Annotated in this window: 17 protein-coding genes and 3 tRNA genes; 12 read left to right on the top strand and 8 right to left on the bottom strand. The window is 69.3% G+C overall.

Going from position 1 to position 20273, the window contains the following annotated elements; genetic code table 11:
• Window positions 1-142: 142 nt before the first annotated feature.
• Window positions 143-1183: a M4 family metallopeptidase gene (locus ACXR8F_RS07375; RefSeq protein ID WP_458799388.1), complete on the top strand. Its 1041-nt coding sequence runs from the start codon at window positions 143-145 to the stop codon at window positions 1181-1183.
• A 110-nt stretch (window positions 1184-1293) separates the two neighbouring features.
• On the opposite strand, the gene ACXR8F_RS07380 is transcribed toward ACXR8F_RS07375, so the two are convergent.
• Complete coding sequence (locus ACXR8F_RS07380) at window positions 1294-3648, bottom strand: (Fe-S)-binding protein (protein ID WP_458799389.1); 2355 nt, start codon at window positions 3646-3648, stop codon at window positions 1294-1296.
• 253 nt (window positions 3649-3901) lie between these two features.
• Here ACXR8F_RS07380 and cysK point away from each other — a divergent pair, with 253 nt between their 5' ends.
• From cysK to ACXR8F_RS07395, 3 genes are all read left to right on the top strand, one after another.
• Window positions 3902-4831 carry a cysteine synthase A gene (gene cysK, locus ACXR8F_RS07385; protein WP_045189484.1) on the top strand — a complete coding sequence of 310 codons (930 nt, stop codon included), beginning with the start codon at window positions 3902-3904 and terminating at the stop codon, window positions 4829-4831.
• A gap of 48 nt (window positions 4832-4879) precedes the next feature.
• Window positions 4880-5608: a serine O-acetyltransferase gene (gene cysE / locus ACXR8F_RS07390; protein ID WP_458799390.1), complete on the top strand. Its 729-nt coding sequence runs from the start codon at window positions 4880-4882 to the stop codon at window positions 5606-5608.
• Between the two features lie 48 nt (window positions 5609-5656).
• Window positions 5657-5747, top strand: a tRNA-Ser gene (locus ACXR8F_RS07395).
• Here ACXR8F_RS07395 and ACXR8F_RS07400 read toward each other — a convergent pair.
• Entirely contained in the window at window positions 5708-6313 is a 606-nt protein-coding gene (locus ACXR8F_RS07400) for a hypothetical protein (RefSeq protein WP_458799391.1), read from the bottom strand. The genes ACXR8F_RS07395 and ACXR8F_RS07400 overlap by 40 nt on opposite strands.
• Window positions 6310-6807: a lactococcin 972 family bacteriocin gene (locus ACXR8F_RS07405; RefSeq protein ID WP_458799392.1), complete on the bottom strand. Its 498-nt coding sequence runs from the start codon at window positions 6805-6807 to the stop codon at window positions 6310-6312. The genes ACXR8F_RS07400 and ACXR8F_RS07405 overlap by 4 nt, the downstream gene beginning before the upstream one ends.
• Before the next feature lie 602 nt (window positions 6808-7409).
• Between ACXR8F_RS07405 and folP the strand changes: the two genes are divergently transcribed.
• Window positions 7410-8372 carry a dihydropteroate synthase gene (folP, locus tag ACXR8F_RS07410; protein ID WP_458799570.1) on the top strand — a complete coding sequence of 321 codons (963 nt, stop codon included), beginning with the start codon at window positions 7410-7412 and terminating at the stop codon, window positions 8370-8372.
• Between the two features lie 227 nt (window positions 8373-8599).
• Window positions 8600-8803 (top strand): cold-shock protein, encoded by a 204-nt coding sequence (locus ACXR8F_RS07415; protein ID WP_013491183.1) that lies wholly within the window; start codon window positions 8600-8602, stop codon window positions 8801-8803.
• Window positions 8804-8967: 164 nt separating this feature from the next.
• On the opposite strand, the gene ACXR8F_RS07420 is transcribed toward ACXR8F_RS07415, so the two are convergent.
• The gene (locus ACXR8F_RS07420; RefSeq protein WP_458799393.1) at window positions 8968-10341 is read right to left on the bottom strand and encodes an LCP family protein; all 1374 of its coding nucleotides are present in this window, start codon (window positions 10339-10341) and stop codon (window positions 8968-8970) included.
• A gap of 367 nt (window positions 10342-10708) precedes the next feature.
• On the opposite strand from ACXR8F_RS07420, the gene ACXR8F_RS07425 reads away from it, so the two are divergent.
• Window positions 10709-10795 (top strand) — tRNA-Ser (locus ACXR8F_RS07425).
• 65 nt (window positions 10796-10860) lie between these two features.
• Here ACXR8F_RS07425 and ACXR8F_RS07430 read toward each other — a convergent pair.
• From ACXR8F_RS07430 to ACXR8F_RS07440, 3 genes are all read right to left on the bottom strand, one after another.
• Window positions 10861-11319 carry a DUF2690 domain-containing protein gene (locus ACXR8F_RS07430; protein WP_458799394.1) on the bottom strand — a complete coding sequence of 153 codons (459 nt, stop codon included), beginning with the start codon at window positions 11317-11319 and terminating at the stop codon, window positions 10861-10863.
• Between the two features lie 122 nt (window positions 11320-11441).
• Window positions 11442-11933, bottom strand: a complete 492-nt coding sequence (locus ACXR8F_RS07435) for a DUF6328 family protein (RefSeq protein WP_458799395.1) — start codon at window positions 11931-11933, stop codon at window positions 11442-11444.
• A gap of 148 nt (window positions 11934-12081) precedes the next feature.
• A complete protein-coding gene (locus ACXR8F_RS07440) occupies window positions 12082-13926 on the bottom strand; it encodes a phosphoenolpyruvate carboxykinase (GTP) (RefSeq protein WP_458799396.1) in 1845 nt (614 codons plus the stop codon).
• A 420-nt stretch (window positions 13927-14346) separates the two neighbouring features.
• On the opposite strand from ACXR8F_RS07440, the gene ACXR8F_RS07445 reads away from it, so the two are divergent.
• Window positions 14347-14419, top strand: a tRNA-Arg gene (locus tag ACXR8F_RS07445).
• 88 nt (window positions 14420-14507) lie between these two features.
• On the opposite strand, the gene ACXR8F_RS07450 is transcribed toward ACXR8F_RS07445, so the two are convergent.
• A complete protein-coding gene (locus ACXR8F_RS07450; RefSeq protein ID WP_458799397.1) occupies window positions 14508-14951 on the bottom strand; it encodes a MarR family winged helix-turn-helix transcriptional regulator in 444 nt (147 codons plus the stop codon).
• Window positions 14952-15030: 79 nt separating this feature from the next.
• Between ACXR8F_RS07450 and ACXR8F_RS07455 the strand changes: the two genes are divergently transcribed.
• The 4 genes from ACXR8F_RS07455 to ACXR8F_RS07470 all read left to right on the top strand — a co-directional run bounded on the left by ACXR8F_RS07455 (window position 15031) and on the right by ACXR8F_RS07470 (window position 20235).
• Window positions 15031-15657 carry a mycothiol-dependent nitroreductase Rv2466c family protein gene (locus ACXR8F_RS07455; RefSeq protein WP_458799398.1) on the top strand — a complete coding sequence of 209 codons (627 nt, stop codon included), beginning with the start codon at window positions 15031-15033 and terminating at the stop codon, window positions 15655-15657.
• Between the two features lie 58 nt (window positions 15658-15715).
• Window positions 15716-16399, top strand: coding sequence for a maleylpyruvate isomerase family mycothiol-dependent enzyme (locus ACXR8F_RS07460; protein WP_045190761.1), 684 nt, complete (start codon window positions 15716-15718; stop codon window positions 16397-16399).
• A 110-nt stretch (window positions 16400-16509) separates the two neighbouring features.
• A complete protein-coding gene (locus ACXR8F_RS07465; protein ID WP_458799399.1) occupies window positions 16510-18150 on the top strand; it encodes an AMP-binding protein in 1641 nt (546 codons plus the stop codon).
• Between the two features lie 162 nt (window positions 18151-18312).
• Entirely contained in the window at window positions 18313-20235 is a 1923-nt protein-coding gene (locus ACXR8F_RS07470; protein ID WP_458799400.1) for a sunset domain-containing protein, read from the top strand.
• Window positions 20236-20273: the final 38 nt, after the last annotated feature.

Genomic DNA, 20273 nt, shown 5'->3' on the forward strand with positions numbered 1-20273 from the left:
GTCGCGGAGGGTTGGGCAAGAGTTTGTGAGAGCGTTCTCACGGTGTGGCACAGGTTCGTCGACCCAGACCCTCCGCAACCCGCCACGCGGCCTCTCGGAGTCCTACGCTGGCGCGAGGAGACGTTCAGGAGGAAGGCCGCCGATGATCACACGTCGAACAGCAGTGGGGCTCAGCGTCGTCGCAGCAGCGCTCGCGGGCCTGTCAGTGCCGGCCGAGGTGGCCCAGGGCGCACCGTCGCCCTTCGACCACAGGGCCGGCGCAACCGTGTTCCTGCCGAATCCGGTCCAGGACCTCGGGATCGAGACGCTCACCGACCAGAAGGACGCCGACTACGCCGCGCTCGCACCGGCGTACCACCGGGTGACGCTCACCGACCTCGACGGGTCCGGCACGCTCACCGGCGCCTACGCCCGGGTCAAGAGCTCGACCGGCAAGGCCGCCGTCAGCGTCGGCGGAGCGTTCCCCGCCTACCACCGCGACGCCGACCAGTTCGAGCAGGTCATGGGCTACCACTGGGTGACCACCGCCCAGGCCTACCTGCAGCACCTCGGTTTCGGCTCGACGCTGCGGCCGGTCAACCAGCGCCAGATCGAGGTGCGCATCGACCAGTTCGGCGGCGACAACTCGTTCTTCCGTGAGGACAAGGCCAACATCACCCTGGGCAAGGGTGGGGTGGACGATGCCGAGGACGCAGAGGTCGTCGTCCACGAGTACGGCCACTCGGTACAGGACGGCCAGGTGCCCGGCTTCGGCACCAACCTCGAGTCCGGCGCGATCGGCGAGGCGTTCGGCGACTATCTCGCCGTCGTCGTCACGAGCTGGGCCGCGGGCAAGCCGACGAAGACGCCCGAGGCGTGCGTCGCCGACTGGGACTCCGTCTCCTACACGAGCACGGCGCCGCACTGCCTGCGTCGCCTCGACGAGTCGAAGCACTACCCCGAGGACGTGCGCGGCGAGGTCCACGCCGACGGCGAGATCTGGTCCCGCGCCCTGTGGGACATCCGCACCGCGCTCGGCGACACCCGGGCCACGACTCTCATCGTCGAGGCGCAGTTCGACTTCGCGCCCGACACGTCGTTCCGTGACGCCGCGGCCGCGACCGTGGCTGCCGCGCAGCGCCTCTACGGCAACGGAGCCGCCACCGCGGTCACTCGCGCCTTCCAGGCGCGCGGCATCCTCTGACACCACCCGCCACCCACGCGAAGAGGCCCCTCCCGGCTCGGGAGGGGCCTCTTCGTCGTTCTTCGCGTATGCCGTCCGGTCGGGTCAGGCGGTCGGGTCAGGCGGTCGGGTCAGGCGGTCGGCGCGGGCTCCGGGTCGGGCTGGGGCTCGGGCTCGGTGGCCTCGACGGGCTCGCCGCCCTCGTTGCCACGGCGCACCGCGGCGAGCAGCATCTGCGCGACGTCGACGACCTCGACCTCGCCCTCGGCCTTCTTGCCGTCCTGGACCGCGGCGTTGAGCCCGTCGGTGAGCATGACCTTGCAGAAGGGGCAGCCGACGGCGATGCGGTCGGCGCCGGTGGCGAGGGCCTCCTCGGTGCGGTTCGTGTTGATCCGGGTGCCGAGCTTCTCCTCCATCCACATGCGGGCACCGCCGGCGCCGCAGCAGAAGGACTTCTCCTTCGAGCGCTCCATCTCGGCGTACTCGACCCCGGGCAGGATCTGCAGCAGCTCGCGCGGCGGCGCGTACACCTGGTTGTGGCGGCCGAGGTAGCACGGGTCGTGGTAGGTGACCTTCGCCCCGGTGGAGGCGGCGCCGGTGAGGGTGCCGGCCGAGGCGGCCTCACCCGGGCGCGCGACCGGCGTCAGGCGCTTCTCGCGGACGAGCCGGTTGAGCAGCTGCGTGTGGTGCAGCACCTCGTACTGGCCACCGAGCTGGGGGTACTCGTTCTTGATGGTGTTGAAGCAGTGCGCACACGTGACGACGATCTTCGTCGCGCCGACCTCGTTGAGGGTCTCGACGTTCTGCTGGGCGAGCATCTGGAAGAGGAACTCGTTGCCGGCGCGGCGGGCCGAGTCGCCGGTGCAGGCTTCGCCGTCACCGAGCACCGCGAAGCTGACGCCGGCGGTGTCGAGCAGCTCGGCGACCGCGCGGGTCGTCTTCTTGGCGCGGTCCTCGTAGGCGCCGGCGCAGCCGACCCAGAAGAGGTAGTCGACCTCGTCGAGGCTCTCGACGTCCTGGCCGACCTGCTTGACCTCGAACGGGAGGTCCTTGGCCCAGTCCATCCGCAGCCGCGGGGCGAGGCCCCACGGGTTGCTGTTCTTCTCGAGGTTCTTGAACAGGCCGTTGAGCTCGGCCGGGAACGCCGACTCGATGAGGTTCTTGTAGCGGCGCATGTCGACGATGGCGTCGACGTGCTCGATGTCGACGGGGCACTGCTCGACGCAGGCACCGCAGGTGGTGCACGACCAGAGCACGTCCTCGTCGATGACGGCGTCGGGCCCGTGCGGGTTGTACGCCGTGAGCGGGTGGCGGATGTCGTAGCCGGTCTCGCCGACGAGCTGCTCGGTGGCGACGGCGCCCTTGGTCGCCGCGGAGAAGTCACCGTCAGCCGCCTCGATACCGGCTGCGCGCACCTCCTCGGAGGCGAGCAGCCACGGCGCCTTGGCGTGCGCGTGGTCGCGCAGCGTCATGACGAGCAGCTTCGGGCTGAGCGGCTTGTCGGTGTTCCACGCCGGGCACTGGCTCTGGCAGCGGCCGCACTCGGTGCAGGTGGTGAAGTCGAGCAGGCCCTTCCAGGTGAAGTCCTCGACCTTGCCGACGCCGAGCGCGGCGTCCTCGTCGAGGTCCTCGACCTGCTCGAAGTCGAGCACCTCGCCCTTGATGCGGATGGGCTGCAGCTCGCCGAGGCTGGTGCGCCCGTCGGCGTGGCGCTTGAAGAAGATGTTGAAGAAGGCGAGGAAGCGGTGCCAGGCGACACCCATCGTCGGCTGCAGGGCGATGGTGATCATCCAGGCGAAGCTGATGAGGATCTTGATCGCGGCGATGACGACGATGAGGTTCTCGATGGCGCCGACCGACAGACCGGTGAAGAAGTTGCCGATCCAGCCGGTGAGCGGGAAGTGCAGGGCGGTGTCCATGCCCGTGCCGGTCTTGCGGGCGAGGGTCCACTCGAGGGCGCGGAGCAGCCCGATGCAGAGGGTGACGCCGAGGATCGTCAGCTCGACGTAGTAGGCCTGCCACCAGGTGGAGCCGAAGAAGCGGCTTCGACGGCCGTCGTCGCCGGCGGCCGAGCGCGGGTGGTTCTTCTGCCGGATCACCATGAGCAGCACGATGCTGATGAAGCCGGCGAAGGCGAAGAAGTCGGTGACCCACTCGTACAGGAAGAAGTGGCCGATCACCGGAAGCACGAACTCGGGCTGGAAGAGCTGGCCGAACGCGTTGAGCAGGGTGAAGAAGAGGACGCCGAAGCTCACCATTGTGAACCAGTGCGCGATGGCGACGACCGGCAGCCGTGACATGCGGGTGTGTCCGAGGAACTCGCGCAGCAACGTCCGGGTGCGTGCCCCCTTGTCGTCGCCACGGTCCTCGGGCTGACCGAGCCGGAACGTCGCGAGGAAGTGGTTCACCGTCTTTACCAGCAGGGCCACGGCGACGGCGGTCACGCCGAGGCAGACGACGGCGGCGACGATCTGGAGGGCATTCATGGCGGCGAGTCTACTGACGAGTTAGCAAGCGCTTAGTGAATGTGACGCCCGTCGCGCCGTGACGCTCGTCCCGTCCGAGACGGCGCCCGCGGCATACGGCGGCGGGGCGCGAACCCGCCCGGATCATGGTCGTCCCCTTGGCAACGGATAACTGTGTGTTGGAATATGCATAACGAGGACTCGGTTGTCGCTGGCAACCGGGCCGAACGAGTGTCCGCCCCATCCAGCCACACCCAGCCGAAAGGGCCCCGCAATGCCGATCTACGACGACGTCACCAAGCTCATCGGGAACACGCCGCTCGTGCGCCTCAACAAGGTCACCGACGGAGCCGAGGCGACGGTCGCCGCGAAGCTGGAGTTCTACAACCCGGCCAACTCGGTCAAGGACCGCATCGGCGTCTCCATCGTCGACGCGGCCGAGGCCAGCGGCCAGCTGAAGCCCGGCGGCACCATCGTCGAGGCCACCTCCGGCAACACCGGCATCGCGCTGGCCATGGTCGGCGCGGCACGCGGCTACAAGGTCGTGCTGACGATGCCCGAGTCGATGAGCAAGGAGCGTCGCGCGCTGCTGCGCGCCTTCGGCGCCGAGCTCGTCCTCACCGACCCGGCCACCGGCATGAAGGGCGCCGTCGCCAAGGCCGACGAGATCGCCGCCGAGCGCGGTGGGGTGCTCGCCCGCCAGTTCGCCAACGAGGCGAACCCCGAGATCCACCGCAAGACCACGGCCGAGGAGATCTGGAAGGACACCGACGGCGAGGTCGACATCGTCGTCGCCGGCATCGGCACGGGCGGCACCATCACGGGCGTCGGCCAGGTGCTCAAGTCGCGCAAGCCCGACGTGAAGATCATCGCCGTCGAGCCCGAGGAGTCCGCCATCCTCAACGGCGGGCAGCCCGGACCGCACAAGATCCAGGGCATCGGCGCCAACTTCGTCCCCGAGATCCTCGACACCTCGATCTACGACGAGGTCATCGACGTCAACGCCGACACCGCCGTGAAGTGGGCGCGTCGCGCGGCCACCGAGGAGGGCCTGCTCGTCGGCATCAGCTCGGGCGCCGCCATCGCCGCGGCCGTCCAGGTCGCCCAGCGTCCCGAGAACAAGGGCAAGACGATCGTCGTCATCATCCCGTCGTTCGGTGAGCGCTACCTGTCCACCGTCCTCTTCGAGGGCCTCGTCGACTGACGCAGGTCCGCACCACGCATCACCCGCAGCGCCACCAAGGAGACGTGCATGAGCACTGCACCCCAGATCGACCGCAAGCCCAGGCCGGCCGAGCCGCCCCTGACGCTCGTGCGTGGTGAGGGTGGCGCCCCCGTCCCTGCCGTCGCGCCGGCGGCGTCCGTCGCGCCCGCGGCCGAGCAGCCGACGTATGCCGGCCCGCTCGGTCTCGTGCGCAAGCTCGCCGACCGCTTCGTCGAGGACGTCGACGGTGCGATCGCCCGCGACCCCGCCGCCAACTCGCGGCTCGAGGTGGTCCTGACCTCGCCCGGGCTGCACGCGATCTGGGCGCACCGGGGCATCCACGAGCTGTGGAAGCGGCCCGGCGGTCGGCTCCCGGCTCGAGTGCTCGCGACGTTCGCGCGCTCGGTGACCGGCGTCGAGATCCACCCCGCGGCTCGCCTCGGCCGCCGCTTCTTCATCGACCACGGCATGGGCGTCGTCATCGGCGAGACCGCCGAGGTGGGCGACGACGTCATGCTCTACCACGGCGTCACGCTGGGCGGCCGCTCCATGCAGCACGTCAAGCGTCACCCGACGGTGGGCAACCGCGTGACCATCGGCGCCGGGGCCCGCGTGCTCGGCCCGGTGCTCGTCGGCGACGACGCCCAGATCGGCGCCAACTCGGTCGTGGTCAAGGACGTGCCCAACGGGGCGGTGGCGACCGGTGTGCCGGCGGTGCTGCGCTTCCCGAAGCGCGACGCCGCCAACCAGTGGCTCGACCCGGCGATGTACATCTGAGTCGATTCGGACGCGTGCGGGCGGCGCGGCTAGACTTCCGCGGACACTGGAGGGCTCGCATAGTGGCCTAGTGCGGCGGTCTTGAAAACCGCTATGGGTTCATAGCCCATCGTGGGTTCGAATCCCACGCCCTCCGCCATCGGGTCGGCTGCCGGCCAGCGCGACCCGCGCCACCAGGGCAGTGGCCAGGGCGGCCGCGGCAGCGAGGACGACGAGGTCGGCGCCGGGTCGGGTCGGCCCTGCCGCGCTGCGACGCACGTCCATGACCATCAGGGCGGGGCCGACCAGGGCGGCCGGTAGTGCAACCCACCGCGGCTGCCGGGCCACGTGGCCGACGAGTCCGAGGGCCGGTCCCGTGACGAGCGCGGCCACGCACCAGAAGCGGGTGGCGTTCCAGTCCACGTCGGACGTGACTCCGACGGCTGACTTGGCGACGTAGTAGGAGACCACGGCCACGAGCAGCCCTGCCGACGCCGCCAGTACTGCCGGGACGAAACGGGTGGCGACCCAGCCGAGAGCCATCCCGAGCAGGCCCCACGCCCACGCCGCTCCGAGCCATCCGCTGACGTAGCGGAGCCACACCACGCCCGGGTCGGGACGCAGCGAGAGCGGGCCGTAGCCGGACGCGAGCGCGCCGAGGACGACCGACCCGGCTCCCAGCGCGACGGCGGCGACCAGCGACCCGACGGCGATCCTCCGGGTCACGGGTAGGTCGCCCAGTACACCTTGCACAGCGCGCCGATCTGGATGGACTCCGAGATGTGCGCGTCGGCGTAGTCGAACTGCCACGCGTACACCTTCTTGCTGCTCGTCATGACGGCGGTCGCCGAGTGGTAGTAGCTGGTGTTGTAGTACTTCGACCAGCAGTGCTTCTGGCCGTTCTCGTCGTAGGAGCCGTAGGTCCACACGCCGCCGCCGACGTCCTGACGGCCCGACGGCGCGGCCGGCGCGTCGGACGCCGACACGGACGTCGACATGTACGCCGACACGGACGCCGCCTGGTCGGACGACGGGCCGAGCTCGACCCAGCCCCCGACGGTGCGTCCCTCGGCGTCGACGACGGTGCCGGACCTCGTCGGCTGGGCGGTGGTGGTGGGCCTGCCCGCTGGTCTGCCGGCACTGGCTGCGGCCGGCTGTGAGGTCGCGGCGAGCAGGATGCCGGCGGTGAGGCCGAGCACGGTGCCGAGTCGAGCGCGCATGGTGGGTCCCCTGTCTCTCGTGGCCGGCACCAGCGCCGACCGAATCCCCGGCCGGACCGGCCCGGTGTGCTGATCCAACCGTCCGGGTCGGGAGCGCGCCACCGGAAGCGCGGGTGGCCGCCGTTCCGACGCCGGACATGAAAAAAGGCCCCCGGGGAGCCGGAGACCTCTTGTTCTCGGGTGCTCGAGCCGGCCGGGCCGGTTGCGAGCGGTGCACGCGCTGTCAGAGCAGTCCGAGGCGCTCCTCGAACGTCGTGCTGGAGTTGTACTGACCGACCGGGATCCCTGTGGGCGGACGGTTCATGGCCGCGAAGAACGACACGATGTACGACATCTCTGTATTCAGTTTCCTTGGATGGCAGAGCCCCCGTCCGACGCGTCGTCGGGGGCTCGGTGGTCGACCGTCATTGCGGGACGATCAGGACCGACAGACCATCCGCGGCCCGACCGGGAGCATGGCCGGGCCGTGGATGACGTCTGCGTGCCAATCATAACAGTTGCGCAACCATGCCCCTGACCACCGTTGACCTTTGAGGGACCGCGTGAGATACGACAGTGTGACGAGACACCCCGACCCGGATCACGGGCCCACCACCGCCGAGATCCTCGACGGCCTGCGGCCCTTGCGCCTGCCGTCGGCACGCCCTCTCGTCCTGCGAGGCAAGCGTTTCGACGCCTCCTCGCCGGCCGTCATGGCCATCGTCAACCGCACCCGCGACTCCTTCTTCAGCGGCAACAGGCACGCCGACCTCGAGTCCGCGAAGGAGGCCCTCGGGCGCGCCGCCGAGCTCGGCGCCGACCTCGTCGACGTCGGTGGCGTGCGAGCCGGTCAGGAGGGCGAGGTCGTCCATGCCGACGAGGAGACGCGTCGGGTCGTGCCGTTCCTCCAGTGGGCGCGCGACGCCTATCCCGACGTCATCCTCAGCCTCGACACGTGGCGCTCGGAGGTGGCGCGCGAGGCCGTAGGGGCGGTCGACCTCGTCAACGACACCTGGGCCGGCCACGACCGCGACCTCGTGCACGTCGCATCGGCCATCGGCGCCGGCTACGTCATCTCACATACCGGCGGGCTTCCCCCGCGCACCGACCCCGTCGACGTCACGTACGGCGACGACCCGCTCGACGTCGTGCGGGACGTCGTGCGCACCCTCGCCGCAGGTGCCCACGAGGCCGAGCGTGCCGGCATACCCAGGGAGCGCATCCTCGTCGACCCGACCCTCGACTTCGGCAAGACGACAGCGCACTCCCTCGAGGTCCTGCGACACACCGCTGACGTCGTCGCGCTGAACTACCCTGTGCTGCAGGCGATGTCGCGCAAGGACTTCGTCGGTGAGGCCCTCGACCTGCCGGCCGAGGAGCGGCTCGAGGGCTCGCTCGCGGCCACGGCCGTCGCGGCCTGGCTCGGCGCCACCGTGTTCCGCGCGCACGACGTGCGGGCCACGCGACGGGTGGTCGACATGGTCGCCACGATCCGTGGTGACCGGCCCCAGCGGGTGGCCCTGCGAGGCATCCGTCAGGTCGCCGTGGACGGGCCGGACACGGGTGGTCCGTCGAACGGGCAGTGAACTGGCAAAAAGCATTCGGTCGGGCAGGCCGACCGGCCGGTATTCTGCTAGGTTCGTCGCGGTTGCAGTTGCAGTTCCTCGTAGTCGAGCAGGTGCCCGTCATCCGCAACGGTGACGGGATTTCTTTGTCGGCATCGGTGGGTTCGCCCGTCGAGTGGAGTCAAAGCGGCAGCTTGGGATGCGCGAGGTGCGTCGTCCCATACGCTAAAGAAGGAAGAGTTACCGGTATGGCACAGGGAACCGTCAAGTGGTTCAACGCTGAGAAGGGCTTTGGTTTCATCGCCCAGGACGGCGGCGGCCCCGACGTTTTCGTCCACTACTCGGCCATCCAGTCGAACGGCTACCGTTCGCTGGACGAGGCACAGCGAGTCGAGTTCGAGGTCACGCAGGGTCCGAAGGGCCCGCAGGCCGACGCAGTTCGCCCGCTCTGATCACACGAGATCAACAGCAACGAGCGACACCCAACCTCAGTCGTTTGTGACAAAGCCCCCGGCCATCGGCCGGGGGCTTTGTTGTGGGCTGTCCTGGGTCGGTCACTGAGCCCTCAGCGCACGGACCCCTGGCCGACCACCTCGCCCAAGGTCCGCCGCGAGAGTCAGCACTGCTCGTACGGCGTGGTCGACGGCGACGGAGTCGGCCGCTGGGTCCGTGTCGGGCTGCTGGGGGCGGTGCCAGCCGTCGATGTAGGTCTTGGCTTGGCGGCTGGCGGAGAGATCGCCTTCTTCACCAGTCGGCGGATGAGGTCGAGGTCTGGGTCCCACGGCTTGATCCCGACGTTTTGCGTCAGCCCGAGCGTGGCGATGTTCGACTTCTGGACCCGCTCGACCAGGGTGACGAAAGCGGGCAGGTTCTGACCCGGGATGTCCGTGTAGATGTTGCTCTGGAGGATGGACGCGATGCGCGGGTAGGCGCCCAGCATCTGCGCTGGGTTCACTTGCTTGACGATGGCTTGGATCACGCAGCGCTGGCGCATCTGACGATGCGTGTCGTCGTCACCTGCACGACTGCGCGCGTACCACAGTGCGTAGTAGCCGTTGAGCTTCTGCACCCCGGGCTTGAAGTACCCCTTGACGCTACCGGGCTTGAGGTTGTTGTTGGCGTCGCGACTGCCGCCGATCGGCAGTGGCATGCCGGTGGCGGCGTTCTTGACGTTGATGGTGACGCCGCCCATGGCGTCGACGAGCTCGGCGAAACCCTTGAGGTCGATGACCACGGTCTGGTCGATCTTCAGGCCGAGGATCTCCGCGATGCTGTTGCGCGTCTCAGTGCGACCAGGGACCCGCTCGTTGTAGGCGCCGGGGTGGCTCTGGTTGTAGAGGTCCGCGTCGGCCCACAGCGCATTGAGCTGGCACGGGTCGTTGGGGTCGGCTTGCTGGCGGGGACACACGGGCTGCCCATAGACACCGCTGGGCCACGCGCGGCGTAGGGGGCTGTCCTTGGCGAGCGGGACGTTCTGCAGGTTGCGGGGCAACGAGATCAGGGCCGTTCGCCCGCTTTTGGTGTCGATGCTCGCCACGATCATCGAGTCGCTTCGCGTGCCGATCCGGTCAGCTCCGGCGTCAGACCCGATGAGCAAGATGTTGACTCGAGCCTGCTTGGCCCAGGGGTCCTCTCCCTGCGCGACCTGGGCACCTTCACCGGGCTTGACCGGGGTGGTGCCGAAGACCTTGGCCACGGTCGACTGCGTGATGGTCGCGTACTCGGCCACCTTGAACGAGGAAACCGCCACGACGAATACCAACACGGTGGTGATGGCCGCGAGCAGCCGAGTGCGTCCACGGTCGAGCCTTGCCGGGCGGGCCTGCACGGCGGTGAGGATGATCGAGGCGCACCAGAGTATGCCGCCCACGACGAAGACCACAGCAACAGCGGTCAGGACGGCCGGTCGAGCCACGAGGGACAGCGCGGCTTTCGTGGCCCCGGTCGTGAGGACGTAGTAGGCGAGGATCGTGGCGCTGGCGAGGGCCACTGCAAGGAGGACCCATCCGAACTTGCGACTGCGCGTCTGTGTCAGGCCGGCGCCAGGTATGACGCTCCCAAGCACTGTGAGTCCCAGAGCGCGCCGGAAGCCGGCGCGGAGCTCACGACGTAGCGTCTCGCGAGTCTGAGATCTCCCCGCACCGGGTACTGTCGAACGGGTCATGTGATCCTCTCTGCTCGCGCGGGCCGTCGGCCGACAGCACATTGTGCCCGGACTTGCTGTCAAAGGCCTCATCGGCACGGCTGTAGCAGCGGGATGTCGCCCCGGTTTGGGCAACATGGACTCAGGCCGGTAGCCTGTCCCCGCCCGACATCCTTGCCGTGACGCCTTGCGCCGCGCATCGGTGACCGGGCACGGAGGCGTCGCATAGTGGCCTAGTGCGCCCGCCTGCTAAGCGGGTTGAGGATAAAACCTCTCGCGGGTTCAAATCCCGCCGCCTCCGCGTTCTGTGACAGAAGGGCCCCGACACGGCTTGCGTCGGGGCCCTTCTGTCGTGGAGGGGTTGTTTCAGTAGTTGGCGGTGCGGATGCTGATGTAGCCGCAGTCACAGGTGTCGTCACCGTGCGCCTCTGCGTACGAGGTGAGCGGGTCGAGGTCATAAACCATCGCCGTGTAGCAGCTGGAGCCGCCGGAGGGCACCGAGCAGGTGAAGGTCTTCCCGTCGTTGTTGCGCACGATCTTGGCCCCCCAGCCGGCCCAGGAGTAGGCGATCGGGCCGTGGGCCTTCGTCACACGAGCCCACGCTGTTCGGCAGCTCGGGCTCCACCGGAGCTCGATGGTCGTGCCATTGCTGCTGTTGGCCGCCACGGCCGACCGCTTCGTAACTGCGTCGTTCGCGCAACCCGTCGACTCGGGTGACTTGCCGTCGTTGGTGTAGGAGAGCGCAGATGCCGACGTGGCGGATCCGAGAGTGAGGACGGCGGCCGTCAGCACGGCGCCGAGGGCGATCATTGCGGGGTGACGCATGAACACGGGTCATCCTTTGGGTCGGAGGGCGGCCCTTGGTTCGGGCCGCGCGCGAATCTATCAGCGCCGCAAACGAATCGCCTGACGAAGCTGGCGACGTTTCAGGCTCGCTCGGCGGGGTGTCAGCCTGCGTCCTCACGTCGGCGGCGTCGTCGCTGTGTCACCGGCAGGGCGACCCAGAGGCCCGCGGCGAGCACGGCGATGGCACCGCCGATCCATAGCGCGGTGGTGTGCGAGAGCAGCACGTCGAGCACGAGCACGACGCCTCCGACGATGCCGAGGCCGAGGAAGCACAGCCCGGTGCCGATGAGGGTGTCGGTGTGGCGCACGACGAAGTCCTTGAGCCCCTCTCGGAAGAGCATCCGGTGCATCGCGACCGGGGTCATGAACACGAGGGTGCTGACGGCGACGGCGAGCAGCGTGACGACGTAGATCGTGCGCTGGATCTCGGTGAGGGTGGTGAAGCGCTGCTGGAACGGGATGGTGAGCAGGAAGGCGAAGAGGATCTGGACGCCGGCCTGGGCGATGCGCAGCTCCTGCAGCTGCTCGTTGAAGTTGCGGTCGAGGCGTTCGGCTTCGCTCTCGTCGCGGGTGTAGGGCTGTGAGTCGCTCATGGCCAAGACGTACCCGAGGGCGGCCCTGAAGGGAATGTCGGAAGGCCGGCAGGTCCCGGTGCATGACGGAGGGCCCGGCACCTGCCGGTGCCGGGCCCTGCATCACGTCGTCCGCCGTCCGCCGGCAAGCGGGCGGTGGACCGGTGTCTCAGGCTCCGCCGACGCGGGCCTTGAGGTTGTCCAGCTCGGTCCACAGCTCGGTGGGCAGCTGGTCGCCGAACGTGGCGAACCACTCCTCGATGAGGGGCAGCTCCTTCTCCCAGTCGGACGGGTTGACCGCGATCGCCTTGGCGACCTGCTCGGGCGTCAGGTCGAGGCCGTCGACGTCGAGGGCGCCCTCGGTCGGCACGAAGCCGATCGGGGTCTCGACGGCGTCGGCGTCCCCGTCGAGGCGCTCGATGACCCACTTGAGCACGCGGCTGTTCTCGCCGAAGCCGGGCCAGAGGAACGAGCCGTCCTCCTCGTCGCGACGGAACCAGTTGACGCCGAAGATGCGGGGGAGCTTGGAGGCGTCCGCGCTCTTGCCGATCTCGAGCCAGTGGTTCATGTAGTCGCCGGCGTGGTAGCCGATGAACGGCAGCATCGCCATCGGGTCGCGGCGCACGACGCCGACAGCGCCGGTGGCGGCGGCGGTCGTCTCCGAGGAGAGCGTCGCGCCGATGAAGGTGCCGTGGGTCCAGTCGCGCGACTCGTAGACGAGCGGCACGGTCGTCTTGCGGCGGCCGCCGAAGAGGATCGCGTCGATCGGCACGCCGTCGGGGTTGTCGTACTCGGGGGCGAGCATCGGGCACTGCGACGCGGGCGTGCAGAAGCGGCTGTTCGGGTGGCTCGAGAGCGTGCCGTTCTTGCCGTCCTCGGGCGTCCAGTCGTTGCCGTGCCAGTCGGTGAGGTGGGCCGGCGGCTCGTCGGTCATGCCCTCCCACCACACGTCGCCGTCGTCGGTGAGGGCGACGTTGGTGAAGACCGAGTTGCCCTTCTCGATGGTGGCCATCGCGTTGGGGTTGGTCGAGGCGCCGGTGCCGGGGGCGACGCCGAACAGCCCGAACTCCGGGTTGACGGCATACAGGCGCCCGTCCTCGCCGAAGCGCATCCAGGCGATGTCGTCGCCGACCATCTCGGCCTTCCAGCCGGGGATGGTGGGCGTGATCATCGCGAGGTTGGTCTTGCCGCAGGCCGACGGGAAGGCGGCGGCGACGTAGTGGACCGACCCCTTGGGCGACGTGAGCTTGAGGATGAGCATGTGCTCGGCCATCCAGCCCTCGTCGTGGGCGATCGCGGACGCGATGCGGAGCGAGTAGCACTTCTTGCCGAGGAGGGCGTTGCCGCCGTAGCCGGAGCCGTAGCTCCAGATGGTGCGCTCCTCGGGGAAGTGGACGATGTACTTCGTGTCGGAGCACGGCCACTTCACGTCGGTCTGGCCCTCGGCGAGGGGAGCGCCGACCGAGTGCAGAGCGGGCACGTATGCCGCGCCGGTCTCCTCGATCTTGCGCAGCACCTTGTCGCCGCAGCGGGCCATGACCAGCATGGAGACGACGACGTACGCGGAGTCGGTGATCTCGACGCCGAACATCGGGACCTTGGCGTCGAGGTGGCCCATGACGAACGGGATGACGTACATGGTGCGGCCCTGCATCGACCCGCGGTAGAGCTCGGTCATCCGAGCCTTCATCTCGTCGGGCGCCATCCAGTTGTTGGTGGGCCCTGCGTCCTTCTCGTCGACCGAGCAGATGTAGGTCCGGTCCTCGACGCGGGCGACGTCGGTGGGGTCGCTGGCGCAGTAGAAGGAGTTCGGCTTCTTCTCCTCGTTGAGGCGGACGAACGTGCCCGCCTCGACGAGCTGGTCGGTCAGCTCGGTCCACTCCTCGGGGGAGCCGGTGATCCAGCGGATGTCGCGCGGCTGGGTCAGCTCGGCGACGTGCTCGACCCATGCGGCCAGGCCCGCGTGCGTCGTGTGTGTCTGTTTCTCGTGGGTCGTGGTCAACTCGGGGCCCATCCCTTCGCGCGCGGTGCCGCCCGGCACCACGTCGTGCCGGTGTGAAGCTGCTCCCCACGTGGATCCTGGGCGAGCCCGGATCGGGCTGCAGGTGTCCACATGCTGAACAGATGACGTGATGACTTCAAGGTACGCGTCGGGGGCAGCCCCTTTGACCGCAAGCGGTGACGCGAGCGGTGAGACGCCTCACAACCCTTGCGTCGCGCAAGAATTACGACGCATCACTGTCGGTTTCTTGCAGGAATTTCAAGAGTCGACGGAAGTCGGGTGTCCGGTCGGGACGACACGAGCCGAGGGCGTACGCGTGGGGTCGCCTCACCGGGATCTCGACCGTCGTCCGGGGGCGGGTGGGGGCCGATTTCGTGGAAGCGGACCGCAGGCGCTAAGGTAACTTCTCGTTCGCCCGACAGGGCGGATGACGCACCCGTAGCTCAACGGATAGAGCATCTGACTACGGATCAGAAGGTTAGGGGTTCGAATCCCTTCGGGTGCACTCTGTGTTGAGACAGAAGCAGGAGGCCCCGGCCCGCGGAGACGCGGTCCGGGGCCTCCTCTGCTTCTCCCCTGCGTGAGGCGCTCGCTCAGGGCTCATCGCGGTACGGGTCGGTGATCTCGCGCAGCAGGGTGAGCGCCTCGCGCAGCTGGCGCATGCGCCGGGCCCCGAGGTGGGCCTCCCACTCGGTCTCGATGCGCTGCTCCTCGTCGCGGGCAACGGGCATGAGCGCCCCGGCCTTGTCGGTGAGGCGGACGAGGCGGGCCCGGCCGTCGCGGGGGTCGGGCACGCGTTCGACGTAGCCGGCGGCCTCGAGGCGGTCGACCAGGGCCGTGGCCGTCTGCTTCGTCACCTGGGCCTGCTCGGCGAGGTCGGAGAGGCGGGTGCCCTGCGGTCCGATGCGCGCGGCGACGCGGGCCTGGGCGAGCGTGATGTCGTCGATGCCGGCGCGGCGCATGGCTGCCACGACTCGCGTCTCGACATCTCGCGATGCGATGAACATGAGCAGGCCGACGAAGGGTTCGGATGTCATTGAACCTCTTGAAATTAGTCATACAGACGAACTATATTGGTCAGACTGTCGAACTAGATCATAGCGAGAGAAGAGCGCCATGGACCCGCGACCGGCCGCCGTCGACCTCTGGTTCGACCCCGTGTGCCCGTACTCCTGGACGGCGTCACGCTGGCTCCACGAGGTCGAGAGGCGGATCTCCCTCGACCTGCGCTTCCACGTGATGAGCCTGTACCTGCTGAACGAGCACCGAACCGACGTCGCACCCGGCTACCGTGCGAACATCGAGGCCACGAGGGGCCCGTCGCGCGTCATGGCCGCGGTCGGCGCACGCTGCGGCGACGAGGTGCTTCCCGCGTTCTATGCCGCCTTCGGTGCGGAGCTGTTCGACCGCTGGCGCTACCACACGCCGATGGAGCTTCGTCACGCGATCGAGATCGCCCTCCTGCTCACGGAGCTGCCCCCGGACCTGGCCCTGGCCTTCGACGACCCGGAGGCTGACGTGGAGCTTCGGCGCAGCCACGACGCCGGGGTGGCCCCCGTCGGCGGAGATGCAGGGACGCCGACCACGCACATCGACGGGGTCGCCTTCTTCGGGCCGGTCCTCAACTCCATCCCACGCGGCGAAGATGCGGTGCGCGTCTTCGAGGGGGCACGGCTCCTCGCGGGCTACCCCGAGTTCTTCGAGCTGAAGCGGACGCGGCAGCGGCCGCCCGTCTTCACCTGAGCGATCCGTTCCGCGAATGGGCGTGGAGCGAGAGAATCTGTGGCAGAAGGGGATTGCAATGGCAAGCACAGCCGTGAAACCGGACCTGGACCTCATCTGGTCGGAGGTCGACGACCAGCGCCGCCGCACGGTGGCGATGCTCGAGGCGCTCACCGACGACCAGTGGGACCACCCCTCGCTCTGCGAGGGCTGGACGGTGCGCCACGTGGCGGCGCACCTCACGGGGCAGCGGATGCACCTGGCCGACGTCGTGCGCTTCGTGGCCGCCCACCCGAGCCTGCTCAGGGCGGGCAGCCTCAACCGGATGATCGACCGCTCGGCGCGGCTGCAGGCGGCCCTGCCCACCGGCGAGATCATCGACCTGATCCGGGCCGGCATCGGGTCGCGGCGGCACAACTCGTTCATCGCTCCGGCCGGAAGCCTGTCGGACACCCTGGTGCACGCCCAGGACATCGCGATCCCACTCGGACTCGACCTCGAGATGCGTGCGACGGCGGCCGGGATCGCGGTCGACCACATCTGGGCCACGCGCCACGGGTGGACCGGCTCGGTCTTCAGGCAGCTGCCGCTCGACGGCTACCGCCTCGTCGCGACGGACGTGGACTGGGCTGCAGGCAGCGGCCCCCGGATCACAGGGCCCGCGTCCGCGCTCCTCCTGCTCGTCACCGGTCGCCGGATCGCGCTCGAGCGGCTCGGGGGGGACGGGGCCGCCCAGCTGAAGATGCAGACGCAGCCCGCCTGACGGCATAGGTGGTCGGGGTGTGGCGACCGCAACGGCGCACATCCCTTGCGCGCAGGGGGACGCCGGGGTTGGGTGTGGGTGAACCGTCCACGGCCGCACGGAGGCACCCGATGACCGACGTTCTCGACACCCTCGACGCCACGCTGTCGCACACCCGGGGCGAGACCGACCCGCCGCTCATCGAGCAGACGATCGGCGACAACTTCGATGCGACGGTCGCGCGCTTCGGCGACCGGGAGGCGCTCGTCGACGTCACGCAGGGAAAGCGTTGGACGTATGCCGCGTTGCAGGCCGACGTCGACCGGCTGGCTCGTGCGCTGCTGGCCGTCGGCGTCGCGACCGGCGACCGGGTCGGCATCTGGGCGCCGAACTGCTCGGAGTGGACGCTGGTGCAGTACGCGACCGCGAAGATCGGCGCGATCCTCGTCAACATCAACCCCGCCTACCGGGCGCACGAGCTGCAGTACGTCCTGGGTCAGGCGGGCATCTCCACCCTCGTCGCCGCGGAGTCGTTCAAGTCCAGCAACTACCGGCAGATGGTCGACGAGGTGCGCGAGGAGGTCCCCGCCCTTGGCCGCGTCGTCTACATCGGCACCAGCGACTGGGACGAGCTGCTCGCGCGGGCCGACGAGGTCTCCGCCGATGAGCTGGCGCGGGTCCAGGGCGGCCTGAAGAACACCGACCCCATCAACATCCAGTACACCTCTGGCACAACGGGATTCCCGAAGGGCGCGACGCTCAGCCACCGCAACATCCTCAACAACGGCTTCTTCGTCGGCGAGCTGTGCGACTACACCGAGGCCGACCGGGTGTGCATCCCGGTGCCCTTCTACCACTGCTTCGGCATGGTCATGGGCAACCTCGCGTGCACGACCCACGGCGCGTGCATGGTCATCCCGGCACCCGGCTTCGACCCGGCCGCGACGCTGCGGGCGACGCAAGACGAGAAGGTCACCTCGCTCTACGGGGTGCCGACGATGTTCATCGCCGAGTGGAACCTGCCCGACTTCGACTCCTACGACCTGTCGAGCGTGCGCACCGGCATCATGGCCGGATCCCCTTGTCCCGCAGAGCTGATGAAGAAGCTCATCGCCGCCGGCATCGAGGAGATGACGATCTGCTACGGCATGACGGAGACCTCGCCGGTGTCGACGCAGAACCGCACCGACGACACGTTCGAGCAGAAGGTCGGCACCGTCGGCCGCGTGGGGCCGCACCTCGAGATCAAGATCGCCGACCCCGTCACGGGGGAGACGCTGCCGCGCGGCCAGGCCGGCGAGTTCATGACCAAGGGCTACTCCGTGATGCTCGGCTACTGGGAGCAGCCCGACAAGACGGCGGAGGCCATCGAGGACGGCTGGATGCACACCGGCGACATCGGCGTCATGCACGACGACGGCTACGTCGAGATCACCGGTCGCATCAAGGACATGGTGATCCGTGGCGGTGAGAACGTCTATCCCCGTGAGATCGAGGAGTTCCTATACACCCACCCCGACATCCTCGACGCGCAGGTCATCGGGGTGCCCGACGAGAAGTACGGCGAGGAGCTGTGCGCGTGGATCCGCATGAAGGACGGCGCGACCCCGCTGACGGCCGAGTCGCTCCGCGAGTTCTGCACGGGTCAGCTCGCGCACTACAAGATCCCGCGCTACGTGGAGATCGTCGACGAGTTCCCGATGACGGTCACCGGCAAGATCCGCAAGGTCGAGATGCGCGAGACCACGGCGAAGAAGCTCGGGCTCGGCTGACCTCACACCCTCGCCGGACGAGGGCACGGCGCAAGGCGATTCGTCTGCGCGTCGACAGACACGTCGGGGCCGACGGCGCGCTACCCGCCGCTCGAGCGTGCTCTCGCAGTAGGTTTCCGAGGGGACCGGTCGAGAAGGTCCGCAAACCGTGAGGGGATTGACATGTCCGACACCGTCAAGCTGGTGCTCTGGATCGCGGTGGCGGTCGTCGTCATCGGCATCATCGTCTGGCTCTTCGTCAACGCCGGGCGGCGCAGGGAGGTCGAGGCCCGTCGCTTCGAGGCCGGCGAGCTACGCGCCCGCGTGGAGGAGCGACTGCCGGAGGTGCAGGGACGCCAGGACCGCGCGTCGGTGACGGCCGCCATGGCGCAGGACGCGCGGGCCGAGGCCGAGCGCATAGCCGCAGAGGCGAAGCGACGGGCCGACGAGGCGCGACGCCTCGAGCAGCAGGCCGCCCACCACGCCGCCACCGCCGAGTCGGCCCGCGCCGAGCACGCGGACCTCGAGCGCCAGGCCGACCGGGTCGACCCGGACGTGCGCACCGACGACGAGGGCTACCGGATCGACGAGGACGGCAACCGTCTTCCGGGTCAGGAGGACTCGTCCCGACAGCGATCCAGCGGAGCGGCTGGTGCTGCGGGTGGGCTCGCCGCAGGTGCCGGTGGGGCGACCTTCGCAGCCGCCCACGACGATGACGACGAGGACGACCTCGCCGACGCCGAGAACCCGTTCGCCCCCTCGTCCGCTTCGGCCCCCGAGCCGATGGAGCAAGCGGCTGCAACCGACGCCACCGCGCACACGACCTCAGTAGCCGCCGAGGACACGTCCGAGGTGTCGGACGAGTCGGCGGACGAGTCGGCGGACGCTGCTGGCACGAGCCGCCACCAGGAGCCGGCCTGGGAGCCGTCCGACCCGGGAGCCGGACACAGCCACCCGGCCACTCGCGACGAGAGCAGTGGCGAGGAGGCTGTTGCTGACGGGGCCGTCGGCGACGAGGCCGGTGCAGACGAGGCCGGTGCAGACGAGGCGAGTCGCGAGGAGGTCACCGAGAAGGACGGTGCCGGGGCCGGAGGTGGAACCGCGATGGCGGGTGCCGGTGCTGGGTATGCGGAGGGGGAGCCCGGCGACGCCGGAGCCGACTCCGACGACACCGTGGATGGTGACCCCGTGGACGAGCAGACGAACGACGAGGCGACGGCCCAACGCACCACCGGCGAGGACGAGGTGTCCGCGACGGAGACCCGCGAGGCCGCGGACGACACGCTTCCGGCGGGCACCGACGAAGGTGACGTCGACGACGGCGTCGCGTCGGAGTCGGCATCGACGTCAGAGTCCGAGTCAGAGGTCGAGCCGAAGTCGGAACCGAAGGGTGCCGACGACGAGGACCACGTCGACGTGCCGGCCCTCGACGACCGCGACGAGCTGATCGCCGACGGCGGCACCCCCGCCGAGGACCCGGGCGACCATCGTGGCCAGCCGTGGGCCACGACGCCCGGGCAGCGCGGCCCGGAGGAGAGCGACGAGCCCTCGGACGAGGGGCAGGACGTCGACATGGCTCCGCACTCGCACGAGAGCGACGAGGTGTCCGACGTCGACGAGCCGGTGGGGTCGACCTCCGAGGAGCCGCGTCGGCAGGACGCGGAGCCCGCGTCCGACGTCGCCGAGGCGGCCTACCCGGACGAGGAAGGCGACGCAGACAGGACCACCGACGCGACCACCGACGCGACCACCGACTCAGCCGGCGACTCGGCCACCGACTCGGCCGGCACGCAGACGCAGACCGGCGACACGGCATACGCAGGCGGGGCGGCGGACGAGGACGCGGGGCCCGCGCAGGCGACCGCGGCCTCGAGCGGCCGGCGCGTCTCGGAGTTCGACGAGGTCGTCGACGGCGGCTTCGGTCTCGGCTCCGCGGCCCCGATCGGCGACGGCGCGCAGCCGCTCGGCCATGCGATCAAGGGGACCCGTGAGGGCACGACCTTCCTCGGGCCCGACGACGAGGGCTACGACGACGCCGAGCCCGACGTCTGGTTCTACAACGAAGAGGCGGCCCGGCGGGCCGGCTTCACCAAGCGCGGCGAGTGAGTGAGCTGCCCGCGCCCCGCTGAAACGGTGGCGCGGGC

Source organism: Terrabacter sp. AAH1 (assembly GCF_054456855.1).

What these genes read in the sequence shown, in the direction of transcription:
- ACXR8F_RS07380 (WP_458799389.1), bottom strand. Translation starts at nt 3,648, where the DNA reads ATGAATGCCCTCCAGATCGTCGCCGCCGTCGTCTGCCTCGGCGTGACC.
- ACXR8F_RS07405 (WP_458799392.1), bottom strand. Translation starts at nt 6,807, where the DNA reads ATGCGCGCTCGACTCGGCACCGTGCTCGGCCTCACCGCCGGCATCCTG.
- ACXR8F_RS07460 (WP_045190761.1), top strand. Translation starts at nt 15,716, where the DNA reads ATGGCAAGCACAGCCGTGAAACCGGACCTGGACCTCATCTGGTCGGAG.
- cysK (WP_045189484.1), top strand. Translation starts at nt 3,902, where the DNA reads ATGCCGATCTACGACGACGTCACCAAGCTCATCGGGAACACGCCGCTC.
- ACXR8F_RS07415 (WP_013491183.1), top strand. Translation starts at nt 8,600, where the DNA reads ATGGCACAGGGAACCGTCAAGTGGTTCAACGCTGAGAAGGGCTTTGGT.
- ACXR8F_RS07375 (WP_458799388.1), top strand. Translation starts at nt 143, where the DNA reads ATGATCACACGTCGAACAGCAGTGGGGCTCAGCGTCGTCGCAGCAGCG.
- ACXR8F_RS07465 (WP_458799399.1), top strand. Translation starts at nt 16,510, where the DNA reads ATGACCGACGTTCTCGACACCCTCGACGCCACGCTGTCGCACACCCGG.
- ACXR8F_RS07430 (WP_458799394.1), bottom strand. Translation starts at nt 11,319, where the DNA reads ATGCGTCACCCCGCAATGATCGCCCTCGGCGCCGTGCTGACGGCCGCC.
- ACXR8F_RS07455 (WP_458799398.1), top strand. Translation starts at nt 15,031, where the DNA reads ATGGACCCGCGACCGGCCGCCGTCGACCTCTGGTTCGACCCCGTGTGC.
- ACXR8F_RS07435 (WP_458799395.1), bottom strand. Translation starts at nt 11,933, where the DNA reads ATGAGCGACTCACAGCCCTACACCCGCGACGAGAGCGAAGCCGAACGC.
- ACXR8F_RS07440 (WP_458799396.1), bottom strand. Translation starts at nt 13,926, where the DNA reads ATGGGCCCCGAGTTGACCACGACCCACGAGAAACAGACACACACGACG.
- cysE (WP_458799390.1), top strand. Translation starts at nt 4,880, where the DNA reads ATGAGCACTGCACCCCAGATCGACCGCAAGCCCAGGCCGGCCGAGCCG.
- ACXR8F_RS07450 (WP_458799397.1), bottom strand. Translation starts at nt 14,951, where the DNA reads ATGACATCCGAACCCTTCGTCGGCCTGCTCATGTTCATCGCATCGCGA.
- ACXR8F_RS07470 (WP_458799400.1), top strand. Translation starts at nt 18,313, where the DNA reads ATGTCCGACACCGTCAAGCTGGTGCTCTGGATCGCGGTGGCGGTCGTC.